This is a genomic window from Sphingomonas sp. 2378, assembly GCF_038084995.1.
Classification (GTDB): domain Bacteria; phylum Pseudomonadota; class Alphaproteobacteria; order Sphingomonadales; family Sphingomonadaceae; genus Sphingomonas.
Window position 1 is genome coordinate 1 of the sequence record NZ_JAXCMJ010000018.1, and the last position, 17,187, is coordinate 17,187.

At 67.6% G+C, this 17,187-nt stretch carries 16 protein-coding genes; 1 reads left to right on the forward strand and 15 read right to left on the reverse strand.

Going from position 1 to position 17,187, the window contains the following annotated elements; translation table 11 throughout:
- Positions 1 to 66 precede the first annotated feature (66 nt).
- From tatC to argS, 8 genes are all read right to left on the reverse strand, one after another.
- Positions 67 to 852 (reverse strand): twin-arginine translocase subunit TatC, encoded by a 786-nt coding sequence (gene tatC / locus SM191_RS10545; RefSeq protein ID WP_341506164.1) that lies wholly within the window; start codon positions 850 to 852, stop codon positions 67 to 69.
- Positions 849 to 1,286, reverse strand: a complete 438-nt coding sequence (tatB, locus tag SM191_RS10550; protein ID WP_341506165.1) for a Sec-independent protein translocase protein TatB — start codon at positions 1,284 to 1,286, stop codon at positions 849 to 851. The genes tatC and tatB overlap by 4 nt, the downstream gene beginning before the upstream one ends.
- Before the next feature lie 29 nt (positions 1,287 to 1,315).
- Entirely contained in the window at positions 1,316 to 1,552 is a 237-nt protein-coding gene (locus SM191_RS10555) for a Sec-independent protein translocase subunit TatA (RefSeq protein WP_007405493.1), read from the reverse strand.
- A 141-nt stretch (positions 1,553 to 1,693) separates the two neighbouring features.
- On the reverse strand, positions 1,694 to 2,302 hold the full coding sequence (gene scpB, locus SM191_RS10560) for an SMC-Scp complex subunit ScpB (RefSeq protein ID WP_306999366.1): 609 nt from the start codon (positions 2,300 to 2,302) through the stop codon (positions 1,694 to 1,696).
- Positions 2,299 to 3,021, reverse strand: a complete 723-nt coding sequence (locus tag SM191_RS10565; RefSeq protein WP_341506166.1) for a segregation and condensation protein A — start codon at positions 3,019 to 3,021, stop codon at positions 2,299 to 2,301. The genes scpB and SM191_RS10565 overlap by 4 nt, the downstream gene beginning before the upstream one ends.
- A 111-nt stretch (positions 3,022 to 3,132) precedes the next feature.
- On the reverse strand, positions 3,133 to 4,137 hold the full coding sequence (gene nagZ, locus SM191_RS10570) for a beta-N-acetylhexosaminidase (RefSeq protein WP_341506167.1): 1,005 nt from the start codon (positions 4,135 to 4,137) through the stop codon (positions 3,133 to 3,135).
- A gap of 52 nt (positions 4,138 to 4,189) precedes the next feature.
- Complete coding sequence (locus SM191_RS10575; RefSeq protein ID WP_341506168.1) at positions 4,190 to 4,930, reverse strand: SPOR domain-containing protein; 741 nt, start codon at positions 4,928 to 4,930, stop codon at positions 4,190 to 4,192.
- Positions 4,930 to 6,654 (reverse strand): arginine--tRNA ligase, encoded by a 1,725-nt coding sequence (argS, locus tag SM191_RS10580; protein WP_341506169.1) that lies wholly within the window; start codon positions 6,652 to 6,654, stop codon positions 4,930 to 4,932. Before argS ends, SM191_RS10575 begins: the two co-directional genes overlap by 1 nt.
- Positions 6,655 to 6,884: 230 nt before the next feature.
- On the opposite strand from argS, the gene SM191_RS10585 reads away from it, so the two are divergent.
- Positions 6,885 to 7,184, forward strand: coding sequence for a hypothetical protein (locus tag SM191_RS10585; RefSeq protein ID WP_341506170.1), 300 nt, complete (start codon positions 6,885 to 6,887; stop codon positions 7,182 to 7,184).
- Positions 7,185 to 7,559: 375 nt separating this feature from the next.
- On the opposite strand, the gene SM191_RS10590 is transcribed toward SM191_RS10585, so the two are convergent.
- From SM191_RS10590 to SM191_RS10620, 7 genes are all read right to left on the reverse strand, one after another.
- Positions 7,560 to 8,180 (reverse strand): DUF4240 domain-containing protein, encoded by a 621-nt coding sequence (locus SM191_RS10590; protein WP_341506224.1) that lies wholly within the window; start codon positions 8,178 to 8,180, stop codon positions 7,560 to 7,562.
- A gap of 72 nt (positions 8,181 to 8,252) precedes the next feature.
- On the reverse strand, positions 8,253 to 9,419 hold the full coding sequence (locus SM191_RS10595) for a deoxyguanosinetriphosphate triphosphohydrolase (RefSeq protein ID WP_341506171.1): 1,167 nt from the start codon (positions 9,417 to 9,419) through the stop codon (positions 8,253 to 8,255).
- A gap of 8 nt (positions 9,420 to 9,427) precedes the next feature.
- Positions 9,428 to 11,548, reverse strand: a complete 2,121-nt coding sequence (locus tag SM191_RS10600) for an SPOR domain-containing protein (protein ID WP_341506172.1) — start codon at positions 11,546 to 11,548, stop codon at positions 9,428 to 9,430.
- 741 nt (positions 11,549 to 12,289) lie between these two features.
- Positions 12,290 to 13,819 (reverse strand): cell division protein FtsZ, encoded by a 1,530-nt coding sequence (gene ftsZ, locus SM191_RS10605; RefSeq protein ID WP_341506173.1) that lies wholly within the window; start codon positions 13,817 to 13,819, stop codon positions 12,290 to 12,292.
- Positions 13,820 to 13,938: 119 nt separating this feature from the next.
- The gene (ftsA, locus tag SM191_RS10610) at positions 13,939 to 15,198 is read right to left on the reverse strand and encodes a cell division protein FtsA (RefSeq protein ID WP_306999347.1); all 1,260 of its coding nucleotides are present in this window, start codon (positions 15,196 to 15,198) and stop codon (positions 13,939 to 13,941) included.
- Between the two features lie 7 nt (positions 15,199 to 15,205).
- The gene (locus SM191_RS10615) at positions 15,206 to 16,162 is read right to left on the reverse strand and encodes a cell division protein FtsQ/DivIB (RefSeq protein WP_341506174.1); all 957 of its coding nucleotides are present in this window, start codon (positions 16,160 to 16,162) and stop codon (positions 15,206 to 15,208) included.
- Entirely contained in the window at positions 16,159 to 17,109 is a 951-nt protein-coding gene (locus tag SM191_RS10620) for a D-alanine--D-alanine ligase (protein WP_341506175.1), read from the reverse strand. Before SM191_RS10620 ends, SM191_RS10615 begins: the two co-directional genes overlap by 4 nt.
- Between the last annotated feature and the right edge of the window lie 78 nt (positions 17,110 to 17,187).

A 17,187-nucleotide genomic window follows, 5' to 3' on the forward strand; every position in this document is an offset into this window, starting at 1 on the left:
CGCCCCCACCCCAAACGAAAAGGGCCCCGACTTCCGTCGAGACCCTCCCCAAAGACCCGGAAGCGATCACGCCGTCGCGTCGGCATCCTGGACCGCGGCCTGTTTCGACCGAGACCGCTCGGTGAACCAGATACCGATGATCGCCAGCTCGTACAGGATGATCAGCGGCACCGCGAGCAGCACCTGCGACATCAGGTCGGGCGGGGTCAGCACCGCCGCGACCGCCGTCGCCGCGACGATCGCATAGCGCCGCGCACCGATCAGTTGCTTGCGCGTCACGATCCCCGCGCGCTCCAACAGCATCAGCAGCACCGGCAGCAGGAACGCCAGGCCGAAGGCGAACAGGAACTGCATGATGAAGGACAGGTAATTGCCGATCGCGGGCAAGGCCTCCCGCCGCACGCCGCCGACCACGCCGTCAAAGCCCAGCAGGAAGTGCAGCGCCATCGGGATGGCGATGTAATAGGCCATCGCCGCGCCCATCAGGAACAGCACCGGCGTCGCCAGCAGGAAGGGCAACAGCGCGCGCTTTTCCTTGCGATACAGCCCCGGTGCCACGAACTGCCAAAGCTGGTTCGCGATCACCGGAAAGGCGATCATCACCGAGGCGAAGAAGGCGACCTTCACCTGGACGAAAAACGCCTCGAAAATCTCGGTATAGACCAGCTTGCCCTGCCCCGCCGCCAAGAGCGGCTTGGCCAGGAAGCCGAAGATCGATTCCGAAAAATACATCGACACGCCGAAGCCCAGCGCGATCGCGATGATGCAATAGAGCAGGCGGCGGCGCAGCTCGATCAGATGTTCGAGCAGGGGCGCGCGGCTGGCGTCGATCTCGTCATGATCCTCGCTCATGACGCCGCCCCCTCATTGGGACGCGGGCCATGAGGCGCGGGCTCGGCGGGTGCGGGAGCGACGACCGGCTTTTGGACCATGACCGGCTGGTCGCTATGGTCCTGATCCTGATGCCCCGCCTGGTCCCCGCCCGCCGCATGGGCCGCGGGTTCGGAACCGGCATGGGGGGCGTCGAGCGCAGGAGCGGGCGGCGCGTCGGCGGCATGTTCGCGCATGATGCGCTCATTCTCCGCCGCCCAGCGCTTCTCCATTTCCTCCAGCTCGGCTTCGCGCACCATATTGTCGAAGCCCTGCCGGAACTGGCGCGACACGCCACGCGCCTTGCCCACCCAATAGCCGACGACACGCATCGCCTTGGGCAAATCCTTGGGACCGATCACGACCAGCGCCACGATGGCGACCAGCAGGAACTCGCTCGAGTCGATGTTGAACATGGAAATCCGGTGTTAGAAGGCGAACCGGATCAACGATCGTCGCGCACGCGCTCGCCATCGCGGTCGAAGGCGGGCTCGGCGGACTTTTGCGCCTCGATCCGCGCCGACGGCTTGGCGGGCTTCTCGTCTTCCTCGGCCATGCCCTTCTTGAAGTTCTTCACACCCTTGGCGACGTCGCCCATCAGGTTGGAGAAGCGGCCACCGCCGAGCAGAAGGATCGCGACGATCGCGAGGACGAGAAGGTGAATCGGGCTGAAGCTGCCCATGGCACGTCTCCTAGGAATCTATCATCTATCTAGGCCTTGGCATCGCCAGCGGCAATGGTCGAGCGATGCGAACGGCACGATGAGGATGAGGTGGTGCCGTGGCGGAGCATTGTGACGCGGCCATGACGCAAAGGAAAGCGATCAATCGTCCTGGCCGTCATCGTCGCGCGCATCGGCGGGCCTGTCGTCCTCGCCCATCCGCTCCAGCGCCAGATCGACCGGATCGAGCAGCCCGGCGGCGCGCAGATCCTCGATCCCGGGCAGGTCGCGCCGGCTGGTCAGCCCGAAATGCTGGAGGAAGGCTGGCGTCGTCGCATAGAGGAGCGGCCGCCCCGGCACCTCGCGCCGCCCGGCGGGGCGGACCCAGCCCGCCTCCATCAGCACGTCGAGCGTTCCCTTGGAAATGGCGACGCCGCGAATCGCCTCGATCTCCGCGCGGCTGACGGGTTCGTGATAGGCGATGATCGCCAGCGTCTCGATCCCGGCACGAGACAGTCGCCGCGCCTCCTCGCGGTCGCGGCGGAGCAGATGCGCCAGATCGGGCGCGGTCTGGAAATGCCAGCGGTCGCCGCGACGGACCAACGTGATCCCCCGCCCGCGATACTGTTCTTCCAGCGTATCGAGCGCGGATCGGATGTCGCCGCCCTTGCCGGTGCCGACATAGGCGCGGATCGAATCGAGGCTCATCGGCTCGGGCGAGGCGAACAGCACCGCCTCCACCGCGCGGACGACCGGGTCGATCGGGCTCATGCGGGCTGACGGATCAGCAGCGGCGCGAAGGGGGCGGCCTGGCGCAGTTCGACCTTGCCCTGCCGCGCCAGTTCCAGAACCGCCAGGAAGCTCGACGCCAGCGCCGACCGACGCAGCCGCTCGCTGCCGTCCGGCAGGAAGGTCTCGATCGCCGACCAGTCGATGCGGCTGCCGACCAGCATCGACACCCGCTCCAGCGCGGCCTCCAGCGTCATCACCTGCCGGTCGGCGACGACATGCATCACCGGGCGGGTGCGGGCGTTGATCCGGCCATAGGCGGCAATCAGGTCATAGAGTTCGGCCTGCCACATCGCCTTGCGCTGCACCGCCAGCCCTTCGGGCGCGCCGCGCGGGAAGACGTCGCGGCCCAGCCGATCGCGCGCCATCAATCGCGCGCCCGCCTCGCGCATCGCCGCCAGCCGTTCGAGCCGGAGTTGCAGGCGCAGCGCCATCTCCTCGGGATCGGGCTCCTCTTCGGGCTGGCGCGGCAGCAGCAGCGCGGATTTGAGATAGGCGAGCCACGCCGCCATCACCAGATAATCGGCGGCCAGTTCCAGCTGCATCCGCCCCGCCCGATCGACGAAGCGCAGAAATTGCTCGACCAAGGCGAGGATGGAAATCTGTCGCAGATCGACCTTTTGCGACCGCGCGAGCGACAGCAACAGGTCCAACGGCCCTTCCCACCCGTCCAGATCGAGCGTCAGCTGTTCCCCCGTCATCGAACCGAACCTTAGCTCGGGCTGACCCTATTGGCGAGCCATGGTCGCTCCTTCCCTCTCCCCTGGATAGGGGAGAGGGAAAAGAAGGACCTATCTGAATGTCGATCGCTGCTAGTTGACGAGGGCCAAGAGCGCGTCGCGGCGGGCGATCAGCTCGTCGAAATCACCCTCGCCCGGTCCGACGCTCGCCATTGCGCGGTCCAGCCGGGCGCGGGCCTGTTCGGTGATCGGGGGCACGCGGCCCGCAATCTCGACCATCTCGTCCATCCGCGCCCAGCAATCCAGGACCAGATCGCACCCCGCCGACAGGGCTCCCGCCGCCTTCTCGCCTGCGGTGCCGGACAGCGCCTTCATGTCGATATCGTCGGTCATCAGCAGTCCGTCGAAACCGATCCGCTGGCGAATGACCTGCTCGACGATGACCGGCGACAGGGTCGCGGGGCGCTCGGCATCCCATGCCTGAAAGACGATATGGCTGGTCATGCCCATCGGCGCGGCGTTCAGGGTGCGGAAGGGTTCCAGATCGGCCTCCAGTTCCGTCTCGCTGGCGGTGACGGTGGGGAGCAGATGGTGGGAATCGACCAGCGCGCGGCCATGGCCCGGCATGTGCTTGACCACGCCGACCACGCCCCCCGCCGCCAGCCCCTCCAGCATCGCCCGGCCCAGCGCGGCGACCTGCATCGGCTCGGCCCCATAAGCGCGGCAGGCGATCGCCTCGGTCGTGTCGGCTTGCGCGACGTCGAGCAAGGGTGCGCAATCGACGGTGATCCCGACTTCGCGCAGCATTACGCCCAGTGCCTGGCCATTGGCGCGCATCGCCTGGATCGCCGACATGGGCGCGGTGCCATAGAGTCTGGCGAAGGCCGGTCCCGCCGGGAAAGCGGGCCATTCGGGCGGCCCCATCCGGGCGACGCGGCCCCCTTCCTGATCGATCAGGATCGCCAGATCCTCCCGTCCCGCCAGCACGCGCAGATCGTCGGTCAGCGCGCGGACCTGTGCGCGATCGACGATATTACGCTTGAACAGAATATAGCCCGCCGGTTCGGCCGAGGCAAAGAAGGCGCGCTCGTCGGGGGTCAGCACCGGGCCCGACAGGCCGAAGATAACGGGGATCATGGCAACAGGCTCCGGCCCCCCGCCCGGCATGGCGGGCGGAGGGCGTGATCGATCAGCTGGCGACGAAGCAGCTTTCGCCCGCCACGCGAAGGCGGCCGCAGATATTGGCGGCCTGGTTGGCCGAACCGGCATTCACCCGCAGACGGTACAGCGTCTTGCCGTTCGACTCGACGGGCTGGACCACCTTGCCCAGCGCCGCGACATAGGAGAAGCGCTTCGAGAAGCGGTCCCAGGCGGCGTTGGCCGAGGACTCGTTGGGATAGGCGCCCAGTTGCACCATCGCGCCGTTGGCGGTCGGTGCGGCGGCGGGGGCGCGGGCGGCGGTGACCGGCGCGGGGGCGACCAGCTTGCCGCCCGATTCGGGCACCTGTGCCACGGCATTGCGACCGCCATTGGGCTCGGCGGGCTTCTGGACGACGCGGGTGCCGTTCATCGGTGCCTCGGGCACGGCGCGCAAATCGATCGCCCCGTTGCCACCGGGCTTGCCCGCGCTGGTCGCGATGGCGGTATTGCCCTCGCCCTTCACCTTCAGCCCGCCCGGATCGGCCGGACGCACCTTGTAATCGCCCTCCGGCGCGGCGATCAGCGCACCGCCGCCGTCCGCCGCCGCGCTATGCGCCTGCCAATTGTACAGCCCGAAGCCGACCGCCGCGAGGAAGGCGAGGCCCAGTATGACCAGCGCCACCACCTTGCCGATGCCGACTCCCTCGGGCTCGTCCGGCTCGACGGTTTCCAGCCAGGGAAGGCGATCCTCTTCCCGGTCGCCGCCGCGCAGGTTCATCTCGTTCGCCATCACTTCATCTCCGAAACCGCTTCGACACCCATGAGCGCCAAACCGTTACGAATGATTTGCCCGATCCCGTCGCTGAGGAAAAGACGCGCGCGCGTGACCTCGGCATTCTCGGCGATCAGGAAGCGGCGATCGGGACGGTCGTTGCCGACATTCCACGCCGCATGGAAAGCCGCCGCCAGATCATAGAGGTAAAAGGCGATCCGGTGCGGCTCGCGCGCCGCCGCCGCCGTTTCGACGATGCGCGGGAACTGCGCCGCCAGCTTCACCAGCGCCAGGTCCTCCGTATCAAGCAGGGACAGGTCCGCCGAACCGCCCGCGATACCCGCCTCCACCGCGCGCCGCTTCAGCGAGGCGATGCGGGCATGGGCATATTGCACGTAGAAGACAGGATTGTCCTTCGACGCCTCGACCACCTTGGCGAAGTCGAAATCCATCTGCGCGTCCGAGCGCCGGGTCAGCATGGTGAAGCGCACCACGTCCTTGCCGACCTCGCGCACGACATCGGCGAGCGTCACGAAATTGCCCGCGCGCTTCGACATCTTCACCGGCTCGCCACCGCGCAGCAGGCGGACCATCTGGACCAGCTTCACGTCGAACTTGGTCTTGCCGCCGGTCAGCGCCTCGACCGCCGCCACGATCCGCTTGACGGTGCCCGCATGGTCCGCGCCCCAAATGTCGATCAACTGATCGGCCGTCTGCGCCTTCTGGTAATGATAGGCGAGATCGGCGCCGAAATAGGTCCATGCGCCGTTCGACTTCTTGATCGGGCGATCCTGATCGTCGCCGAACTGGCTGGAGCGGAACAGCGGCAGTTCGACCGGCTCCCAATCCTCGGGCGTCTCGCCCTTGGGAGCCTCCAGCACGCCGTCATAGACCAGGCCGCGCGCACGCAATTCGGCCTCGGCGGCTTCGGGCTTGCCCGCCGCCTGCAACTCTGCCTCGGAGGAAAACAGGTCGTGGTGGATGCCGAGCAGCGCCAGATCCTCGCGGATCATCCCCATCATCGCCGCCACCGCACGGGTGCGGAACAGGACCAGCCATTCGCTTTCCGGTGCGGAGACGTATTTCTCGCCGAACTCGGCGGCGAGCGCCTGACCCACCGGCTTCAGATATTCGCCCGGATAGAGGCCCTCGGGAATCTCGATCGTCTCGCCCAGCGCCTCGCGGTAACGCAGATGCGCCGAGCGGGCGAGAACGTCGACCTGCCCGCCCGCATCGTTGACATAATATTCGCGGATGACCTTGTGCCCCGCAAACTCCAGCAGGGTGGCGAGCGCGTCGCCCACCACCGCGCCGCGGCAATGGCCCATATGCATCGGGCCGGTCGGATTGGCCGAGACATATTCGATATTGACGGTCACGCCAGCCCCGCGCGTCGATCGGCCATAGTCGGCCCCCGCCTGCGGGATCGCAGCCAGCTCGTCGCGCCATGCCGCATCGGTCAGTCGCATGTTGAGAAAGCCCGGCCCCGCGACCGAGACGCTGTCCACTTCGTCCAGCTTGCCCAGTTCGGCCGCGATGGCCTCCGCCAGCGCGCGGGGGTTGGTTCCGGCAGGCTTGGCGAGCACCATCGCGGCGTTGGTGGCGAGGTCGCCATGGCTCGCGTCGCGCGGCGGCTCGACCGTGACGTTGCGGCGATCCAGCCCGCCGGGCAACGTGCCGGCGGCGACCAGCGTGTCCAGCGCCGCATCGATATGCGCGGCAAAGCGGGTGTAGAGCGTCATCACATCGTCCGATCGGGGTAGCAAAGCGTTGCGCTCTAGCGAAATCGGAGCCCGGCTTCAAATCATGCCTTGATGGCCTGATCGGACGATTGCATTTAGTGCATTCGAGCGGAAACCCTTTGCAGTTGCCGTCCATGCTGCAACGCAATATTTCGGTATACGAAAGTTAAGCGCGAAAACGCGCGAGAGGACCTGATCCGGCTCAACGCAAGCAAGCGGGAGTTTCGATCATGCGCAAGACCATCCTGACCCTGGCCGCCATCGCCGCGACCGCCATCCCCACCGTCGGTGCCGTCGCCGCCGAGGGCGAGAAGTCGTTCGTCCATGAAGGCAGCACCTATGTCTACACCCGCACCAACGAGAACGGCCAGGCCGTGATCGAAGGCCGCCGCTATCCGGGCAACGAGCCGTTCCGCTTCGTCGTCAAGGGCCACCGCGTGACCGGCACGACCGGCAACACCCAGGTTTCGTTCACCACCGACGAAGCCCGTGGCGCACTCGGCTCGGGCGTCGAGACCAGCGCTCGCTGATCCGACTTCCCTTTCTTGGGGAACGGCCCGCGTATCCGATGGGATGCGTGGGCCGTTTTCGTTTTAGGCTGCTTGCTTCCTTCTCGCCTCGATCAGGAAGGAAGACTGGGGGAGCCCGACAGGGTTCCGATCCAAGGGGGATCAGCATTCGTCAGCGTGAAGCTTCAAGCGAAGACGCCAACTTTTTTGCGCGCAGAGGCGCAGAGGACGCAGAGAAATCAGGCAGGCGCGGCACCGCGCCTCACTATTCGTCGTATGGCAAAGAAAATGGACTGCCATCGCCCCGGGCACCACATCTCTGCGCCCTCCGCGCCTCCGCGCGAACACATTCTTCGCGTCTTCGCGTCTTCGCGCGAAAATGAATGTCGATCCGCCTTAAAACCAGCTTCCGAAACGCTTCCAAAGCCGAGGGTAGCGCTTGGCGAGTTCCGCCGAATCCTCGCGAAACGGCTCGCCGACCGGCTGGCTCGGGTATGACCGGCCCTCCGCCCCCGGCATGCGCGTGACCGCCTGCCCGGTCTTTGCCGACCAGACCTCCCCCGCGACATAGGCGAAGGATTCGAACTCCAGATCGTCATCCACGTCCGGGATCGCCAGTTCGGCCAATCCATCGGGATCGGCGAGAACCTTGACATAGGCGCTGTGCCCCTGTGCGATCAGCCAGCTTCGGAAATATTCGAACCCGTCATCCGACGCCCCGCCCTTGGCGACATAGGCGGCACCCCATAGGTCCCAGCGATAGGCCCCGATCATCGCCTCGTCGAAATATCCCTGAAACGCGACGATCTGGGCAGGGGTCAGCCGATTGAGCGAGGCGCGAAGGTCCGACAGTTGCGCGTCCGCATCCGCGCCCCAACTGGCGGAGTGATCGACCAACGCCCAGAAATCGTCGCGGCTCAATGGTCCGGCGCCGATGCTGACGGGGCTGGGCTTGCCGCTTTTCGCCGCACGGGCGCCGCCTGCATAAGCGAAGAGCATCGCCAGCGCCGCTGCCACGATGCCCAAGACAAGAATTTCTCTCACCCCCATTACCCTGATCCACTCCCCGATACGCCCGTGATCGCGGCGTCAGAATCCCTCCGGCAGGTCGATGTCGCCCACCATCTGCTGATAGCATCGCACGGCATAGCGATCGGTCATGCCCGCAATGAAATCCGCGATATGCCGACTGCGCGCGGGCTCTTCCTCGGGCAAGCGCTCCCGCCATTCCTCGGGAAGTTGGGACGGGTCGGCGCGATAGGCCGCGAACAGCCCCTTCACGATGCCATGCGCCGCATCCGCCGCCGCCAACTGGCGCGGGTGGTGATAGAGATTGGCGTACATGAAGCGCTTCAGGTCGCGCTCCTCGACCCGCATCGCGTCGGAAAAGCCGACCAGCGCCCGGCCCGCCGCGCGAACGTCCGCCACGTCCCCCACCCCGCTCTCGGCGATGCGGGTGCGCGTTTCGGCCACCAGATCGTTGACCATCACCCCGATCTGCGACCGGATGAGTTCGCTCGCCAGTCGCTTGGGCGCGACATCGGGGAATTGCGCCCGCGCCGAATCCCAGCCACGCGCGACCAGGGGCACCGCCAGCAACTGGTCGAGCGTCAACAGCCCCGCGCGCAAGCCGTCATCGATATCGTGATTGTCATAGGCAATGTCGTCGGCCAGCGCCGCGACCTGCGCCTCCAGCGAGGCATGGCTTTCCAGATCGAGCGGAAAGCCCGCATCCGCCTCACGGAGTGCCCAGCCGGGATGGCGCACCGGGCCGTTATGCTTGGCCAACCCCTCCAGCGTCTCCCAACTGAGGTTCAGTCCATCCCAGCGCGGATAGGGCCGCTCGATCTCGGTCAGGGTGCGCAGCGTATGGCCGTTATGATCGAAGCCGCCATGATCGGCCAATGCCGCCTTCAACGCATCCTCACCCGCATGGCCGAAGGGCGGATGGCCGATATCATGCGCCAGGCATAGCGCCTCGGTCAGATCCTCGTTCAGCCCCAGGGTGCGGGCGATGGTGCGCCCGATCTGCGCCACCTCCAGGCTGTGGGTGAGGCGGACGCGGAAATGATCGCCATCGGGGGCCATGAACACCTGCGTCTTGTGGCGCAGGCGTCGAAAGCTGATCGAATGGATGATCCGGTCGCGGTCGCGCTGAAAGGCATCGCGCGGCCCGCGTTCCAGCCCTTGGGCCTCGCCATGGCGACGCCCCCGGCTCTGGTCGGGATAGGAGGCCCAGGGGGCGAAGCGGGTCATGACGATGCTTATTTCGCGTCGAGCCGAGTGACCGCCTGCCCCGCCTCGCTGGTCACCGGGAAGGCCGACACACCCTTTTTCGCCAGTTGGTTGACGAAGGCGCGGGCTTCCTCATCCGTCTTGAACGGTCCCGTCAGCACGCGGTGGGTGGCGCGAAGCGGGGTCTTGTACCCCTGTCGCCCGGCAAAGACGGTCGGCGCCTTTGCCTTGGTCGCAGCCCAGGCCTTGGGCAGGTCATCCTCATTCGCGCCGCCCGCGACCTGCACCCAGATCCGCTCGGGATTGGCACGCGCGCGCTTCTTCTCCTCCGCCTCGGCCTTGTCGGCGAGCGCCTTCTTGGCGGCTTCGGCCTTTTTGGCGGCCAGCGCCTTTTTATCGGCCGCGGCCTTGGCGACGGCGGCCTTGCGCTCGGCGGCGGTCGGCGTGCGGGGGGCCGGGTCGATGGTTTCGGCGGCCTTTTCGCGCGCCGCCTCGTCCCGTTCGGCCTTGGCCCGCGCCTCCGCCAGAACGCGCTGCGAGCCGCTGTTCAGCGGCACATTGGCGGCGACGGCGGCGGGACGCTCGGGCCCTTCCACACCGAGTTCGGACGCCGGGATGGACAGATTGGCGACGATCCGCGCCAGGACCGAATCCTCGCGGACCGCATGCGCCGCGGCGAGAGACGGGCGGCGGGTCGCGGTGCGCGTCGGACGCGGGGCGGGCGTGACGGTCTTTTCCGGTTCCGCCGCCGCGACGGCCACCGGCGCCGGGGTCGGCTCGCGGACGGCCACCGGCTCCGGCGCGGGCGACGCGGCTTCCGCCATGCGCACGGGTGCGGGGGTTTCGACCGTCGCGGGCAAGGGCTGCACCATAGCGGTCGAGCCACTGGTCGAGGGCGCCACGGTCGGCTGCGCAGCGGGCAGCGGCTGGATCACCCCACGCGGCGGCGTATTCGACGCCACGGTGACAGGCGGGCGATTCCCTGCGGTACCGCTAGGCGAAGGCGTGGTGGGCAGGGTGCTGACGAAGCCGGGCAAGGGCTGAACCATCTGCCTCGGTGGCGTCGCCGCGACCATGCGGGGTTCCGAAGTCGGCACGGGAGTGGGATTGGCCGCCGCCGGAGCCGGCAGCGCCGCCACCTGCGTGGGGGTCGCTGTCACGGACGGAGTCGGCGTCTGACTGGCCGTGACGGGGGTCGTGGGCTGCGGGGTTGCCGCCGCCATCGCGACGCCACGATTGCCGCGCGACGATCGCCCGCCCCGCCGCCGCTCTTCGCGCGTCGTCACGGGTGCCGCGACCGTTACCGGTGCCGCCGTCCGGGCCGATGCCAGCGCGACGGGTTCGGGGGTCAGCGCGGGCAGATTGGGGGCCAGCTTTGCATCCGCCAGCCGCTCCGGCGTGGCGCGGGTTTCGCCGAAATGCACGGCGAAGGCGCGATCGACGGCGGGCAGGCTCGGCAGGCGCTGGAAAAAGGGTTGCAGCCCCTGCGCGAGTTGCGGGGGCATCATGGTGCTGGCGATCCGCGTCGCTTCGGGCAGGTCGCCGCCCATCGCCAGGATGAAGGCACGTGCCCGCCATGCCGCGCGGTCGGTCTTGCGCAGCAGCGGATCGAGTTGTTCCAACGCCTGTTCGCGCTGCCCCGAAATACCCAACGACAGGGCATAGCGACGAATCACCTCATCATTCGCGCCATTGGCCAGCGCCAGCCGATAATCGCGCTGCGCCCGCCCCTGATCGCCGATCAGGTCATAGGCAAGGCCGCGGTCGGCGGCGAACTTCGCTGGCGCAAGCCCCGCCGCCTCCGCCTGGGCGAAATAGCGCAGCGCCTCGCCCGGTCGTTCCGACCGCACCAGGATCGAGGCCATGCCCGCCTTCACGCGCGGATCGCGAGCATCGACCTTCTCGGCGCGCGCCAGCAGGGACGCCGCGCCGGACAGGTCGTCGAGATGGATAGACAGCTCGGCCGCCTCGACCAGCGCATCGACATTGCGGGGGTTCTGCGCGACACGGCGCATCACGTCCCCCAGCTTGTCGGCATCGGTGGTGCCGGGGAGTGGCTGAACCACCTCCTGCGCGAGGAGGGGCGCGGGCGCGGCGGCAATGGCCAGCGCGAGCGCGAGCGAGGCGCGGGGAAAGATTGCGAACGTCATGGGACCATCACCCATAAAGCGCGTTTTCCCGCGCGCGGCAATGCCCATCGCATACCCCGCGCGCCCGAGCGCTCCGGGCAGTCGACCAACAGGCGGACCGGGTGGCAGACGGTTTGGGGCACGGACTGGCGATCGTCGGGATCATGGTCCGTTTCGAGTAGGCTGCGGTGCCGAGCGCCCCTTGGTCGTTGGTTCGATCGACGTTCGTGCCCTTCCCGCGCAAAACTGCCGCGACCGGGTCAGGTTGAATCGACATTCATCGCTCTGGAAACCCAAGCGAAGACGCCAAGCCCTTTTTTTGCGCGCAGAGGCGCGGAGAACGCGGAGAACGCGGAGAAAATCATGCTCGCGCGGCAGCGCGCCTCGTTAATGCTCAAGTGGTCAGGATGGACCACCGTAGCGTCGGGCCAGACACCTCTGCGTCCTCCGCGCCTCCGCGCGAACATATTCTTCGCGTCTTCGCGTGAGAATAAATGTCGATCCGCTTCGAAATTTTGGAGAACGTCCCCGATCTTAGGAATGCCTGTTCCAACGACCGGGACACCCCTCCGTCAGGCCTTCGGCCTGCCACCTTCCCTTCCAGGGGAGCAATGGGATGGTGTCGTGCGCGACGGATCACGACATTTGCGACGACAGCTTATTGGACCGCGTCCGTCCCAAGACAAACGAAGGGCCCGCGCGATCCGGTCGCGCGGGCCCCTGTCCGTCGTCCCTGCCCCCTCGCGGGTGCCGGGCAAGATCTTACTGGTTGTTCTGCCGATGCAGGAAGCGCGGAATGTCGAGCGACGAGTCCGAGCCGCCCTGGGCATTGTCATCCCGCTGCGCGCCGCGTGCGGCGTTCGACATACGCTCGAACAGCGTGCCGCCCAGTTTCACGCGCGGGGCGGGCTGCGCCGGAGCCTCGCCCGCTTCGCTGCCCGGAGCCAGCCAGCGACGGCGAGCCTCTTCGCTGCCCGGCGCGGGTTCGGCCGGAGCCTGGACCGGGGCCTCAGGCGCCTGCGCGGGAGCGGCGGGGACGATCGTGTCGGCGCCCAGCACCAGTTCGTCATCCTCGCTCGGGGCCGGAGCGGGCGCGGGCTTGGGCGCGGCGGCGGCCAGCGACGAAGCGATGGGCGCGACCAGCGGTGCGGACGGCGCCGGAGCGGCACCCTGCTCGACCGGCGCGGCGGGCGCCGGAGCCGGGGGCGTCACCGCCGCCGGTTCGCTGGGACGATAGCTGGGCGTCTCGTCCGCCTTGCGCGCCATGCCGCCCATGCTGAAGCTGCTGCGCTGCGTCTCGGTCGGGGCAGCGGCACCGGGCTTCACATCGGCGTCGATGCCGGTGGCGACCACCGACACGCGGATGCGGCCTTCCAGCTCGGGATTGAACGCCGAACCCCAGATTATGTTGGCGTCGGGATCGACCAGTTCGCGAATGTGATTCGCCGCCTCGTCCACTTCGAGCAGGCGCATGTCGTCGCCGCCGGTGATCGAGATGATGACGCCCTTTGCCCCCTGCATCGACACGCCGTCGAGCAGCGGGTTGGCGATCGCCTTCTGCGCCGCCTCGATCGCGCGATTGTCGCCGGTGGCTTCACCGGTGCCCATCATCGCCTTGCCCATCTCCTGCATCACCGAGCGGACGTCGGCGAAGTCGAGGTTGATCAGGCCCGGCATGACCATCAGGTCGGTGATGCCGCGCACGCCCTGCTGCAACACCTCGTCCGCCATCGCGAACGCTTCCTTGAAGGTGGTGTTGGCGTTGGCGATCAGGAACAGATTCTGGTTGGGGATGACGATCAGCGTATCGACGTACTTCTGCAACTCCTCGATGCCGCCGTCCGCCGACTTGGCGCGACGATTGCCCTCGAAGGCGAAGGGCTTGGTCACCACGCCGACGGTCAGGATGCCCATGTCGCGCGCCGCCTTGGCGATGACCGGGGCCGCACCGGTGCCGGTGCCGCCACCCATGCCCGCCGCGATGAAGCACATATGGCTGCCCTCGAGCAGGCGCGACAGATCCTCGATCGTCTCTTCCGCCGCCGCACGGCCGATTTCCGGACGGCTACCCGCGCCCAGCCCTTGCGTGATCTTGGCACCCAACTGGATACGCTGCGGCGCGATCGACTGTTTCAGCGCCTGCGCGTCGGTATTGGCGACGAGGAAATCCACGCCCTGCACCTCGGCGCGCATCATGTTCGCGATCGCGTTGCCGCCGGCACCGCCGACGCCGATCACCGCGATACGCGGCGTCAGTTCGTCGACCTCGGGTGCGATGAATTCGATGCTCATCCCAATTCTACTCCGCCGTTCCCGGTCGATACGCTAAGACCGGGCCCCTGAATGACTGTTAGTGCACCAGTCAAAGCCCTGGTGCCAACCCAAAACCGTCGAACATACGACGCTTTCGCTTAATAATTCGCCTTCGCCGCCTGAATCAGCCGCCGAAACAGCCCCATGCCGCTGGGCCGGTGGACCGTCTGGTTGGTCGGCGCGATGCTGCGCAGGTCGATCGGATCGGTCGCGGCATAGAATGCCAGCCCCGCCAGCGTCGCGAAAGCCGGGCCGCCATGCGCATCGGGCAGGCCGGACAGCCCGCGCGGTCGCCCGATCCGAACCGAGCGGCCCAGTGCCTGCTGTGCATAGTCGGCGATCCCCTTCAACTCCGCGCCGCCGCCGGTCAGCACCACCTGGCGCCCCACCGGCCCCTCGAACTTCAGATGCTGGAGCGCCTTGCGGATCTCACCCATCTGATGCTCCAGCCGCTGGCGGATCACGCCGATCAGTTGCGCCTTGGTGATCTGCATCGTGTCGCCACCATCCTCGGCAGAGATCGGCGTCACCTGTAGCATGTCGTGATTGTCGCGCGGGGAGGCGTTGGCCGAGCCGTGGAAGCACTTCATCCGCTCGGCCATCTGCCGCCGCGTTCCGAAGGCCGAGGCCACGTCGTCGGTGATGTCCGCCGCGCCCATCGGCAGCGAGCAGAGCCCGACCAGCATCCCGCCCGCGAACAGCGAGACATTGGTGATCCCCGCCCCCATCTCGACCAGCGCCACGCCCAGTTCGCGCTCCTCGTCGGACAGACAGGCCAGGCCCGTGGCGACGGGTGCCGCGATGATCGACTTCACCTCCAGATGCGCCGAGCGGACGCACAGATCGAGGTTGCGGACCGGCGATCCGTCGGCGGCGACGACATGGATATGGACGCCCAGCCGATCGGCATGGAGGCCCAGCGGCTTCTTGACCCCTGTCAGCCCGTCGAGCGTGTAGAGCGCAGGCTGCGCGTGCAGCACCATCCGCCCCTGCGGATCGATCGAGTTGCGCCCCGCCGCCAGCAGCGCGTCGATATCGCCCTGCTCGACCTGATGGCCGCCCAGCTCGAACTCGACCTCGGCCACGTCGGACACCAGGCCACCGGCGGAAAAGCCGACCCAGACATTCTCGATGTTCAGGCCCGCAATCCGCTCGGCCTGTTCGACCGCCTCGCGCACCGCCGCCTCCGTCGCGCCCATGTCGGCGATATAGCCGCGCTTGACGCCCCGGCTCTCGCGCTGGCCCGTGCCCAGCACGATCAGTTCGCCGCCATCGCCCTTGCGCGCGATCAGGGCGGACACCTTGGACGATCCGATGTCCAGGGCGGTGATCAGCCCTTCGGGTGCAATCTTTGCCATGCTCTTGCTACCCCTGTGATTCCCCGTCGTTGCGCGGCCCCTCCGCGCCACCGTCCGTTACAGGCTCGCCGGTTGCGGCTGCGCCCGCCTGTGCCGGTTCGGCCAGAGCGTGATTCTGATTCAATCCTGGCTTGCGCGCAACCAGCTTCGCGGGATCGCGCATGTCGAAGCGCAGCCAGCCGCGCCCCAATAGCGGGCGCGAACCGTCCATCGCCGCGAACTTCATCAACGCCGCCCCTGCCCCATCCTCCGGCAAGGCCAGCGTCTCGCCGCTGTCGAAGGTCAGGTCCCAGCGGCGATTGCCGATCCAGGTCGCCGCCTTCACGCGCGGCTTCAACGCGGGCGCGGCGGACAACAACGCCTGATAGGCGGGCTCCTGCAAATTCGCGCCCGGCCCGATGATCAGCGGCAGGTCGGGCATCGCCTCGGGCTGCACCGGCTCCAGCAACACGCCGCCCGCGTCGATCAGGGTGAGGTGGCCATTATCCTGCCACACCGCCGCCGGGGTCCGCTCCTCGATATCGACCAACAGCGTGTCGGGCAGGCGACGCGAGACATGCGCGTCCTTGATCCAGCCGTACCGCAGCAGCTTGGCGCGGACATCCTCCAGATTGACCAGCGGCATCGCCCGGCTCTGCTGGTCGAGCGCGACGGCATAGACGGTCATCCGGTCCATGCGCTTCAGGCCGGTCACTTCGATCTGCTGGACGCGAAAACCGGCATGGCCCGCCTGCTCGGCGATCGCCGTGCCGATCATGCCGGGCACGCCGACATAGGTCGCGACCGCCAGCGCCGCCGCGCCCGCGCCGCCCAATATGGCCCAGGTGACCGCCTTCTTGACCGCCTCCTCGCTGACCGGCAGCTTGGCCAGCACCCGTTCGGACAGCGTCGCGCGCTTCACCGGCTGGCGGCGGCGCGGCACCGGGCGGCGGGGGGACGGCCCGCGCTTGATCGTGCGGCTCATCCGGCGCGTTCCCGTTCGATCGGGTTGGCCTTATACCATTCGACCGCCTCATCGACGATGGCCTGGACCAACCTGTCGTAATCCATGCCGACATGACGCCCCTGTTCGGGCACCAGGCTGAGCGGGGTCATGCCCGGCTGGGTGTTGATCTCCAACAGGAACAGCCCGTCCACGCCGCGCTCATCGTCCCAGCGAAAGTCGGAGCGCGACGCGCCACGGCAACCGAGAATGCGGTGCGCCTCCAGCGCCAGCGACTTGCACGCCTCGGCGATGACGTCCGGGATCTGCGCGGGGCAGACATGCTCGGTCAGGCCGTCGGTATATTTGGCGTCGAAGTCGTACCAGCCGTTCTTGGGCTTGAGTTCGGTAACGCCCAGCGCACGACCGCCCAGCACGGCGGTGGTCAGTTCGCGGCCCCGGATATAGGGCTCGGCCAGCAGTTCCTCGAACTCCCCCCAGGGGCCCGCCGCATCGCGCGCGATCGGGTTGCCGTGGTTGCTGGTGTCGGTGACGATGGCCACGCCGACCGACGAGCCCTCGTTGACGGGCTTGAGCACATAGGGGCGCGGCAAGGGGTCGGCGGCGAACAAATCCTCCGACTTCACGATGCGACCGCCGGGCATGGGGATGCCGTGCGGGACCAAAGCCTGCTTGGTCAGCACCTTGTCGATCGCGATGACCGAGGTGGCGAGCCCCGAATGGGTGTACGCAATCCCCATCAGGTCGAGCATCCCCTGCACGGTGCCGTCCTCTCCGGGGGAGCCGTGCAGCGCGTTGAAGACGATATCGGGCTTGGCCGCGACCAGCTTGGCCGCGACGTCGCGGTCCATGTCGATCCGGGTGACGCGGTGGCCGTTCCGTTCCAGCGCATCGGCGACGCCCGCGCCCGACATCAGCGACACCGGCCGCTCCGCCGACCAGCCGCCCATCAGTACCGCGATATGCATCACCCGATCCTTGTTGTTTGCGTGGGGACCTTCTCAATCCTCCCCAAGCTCTGCTTGGGGAGGGGGACCATGGCGATA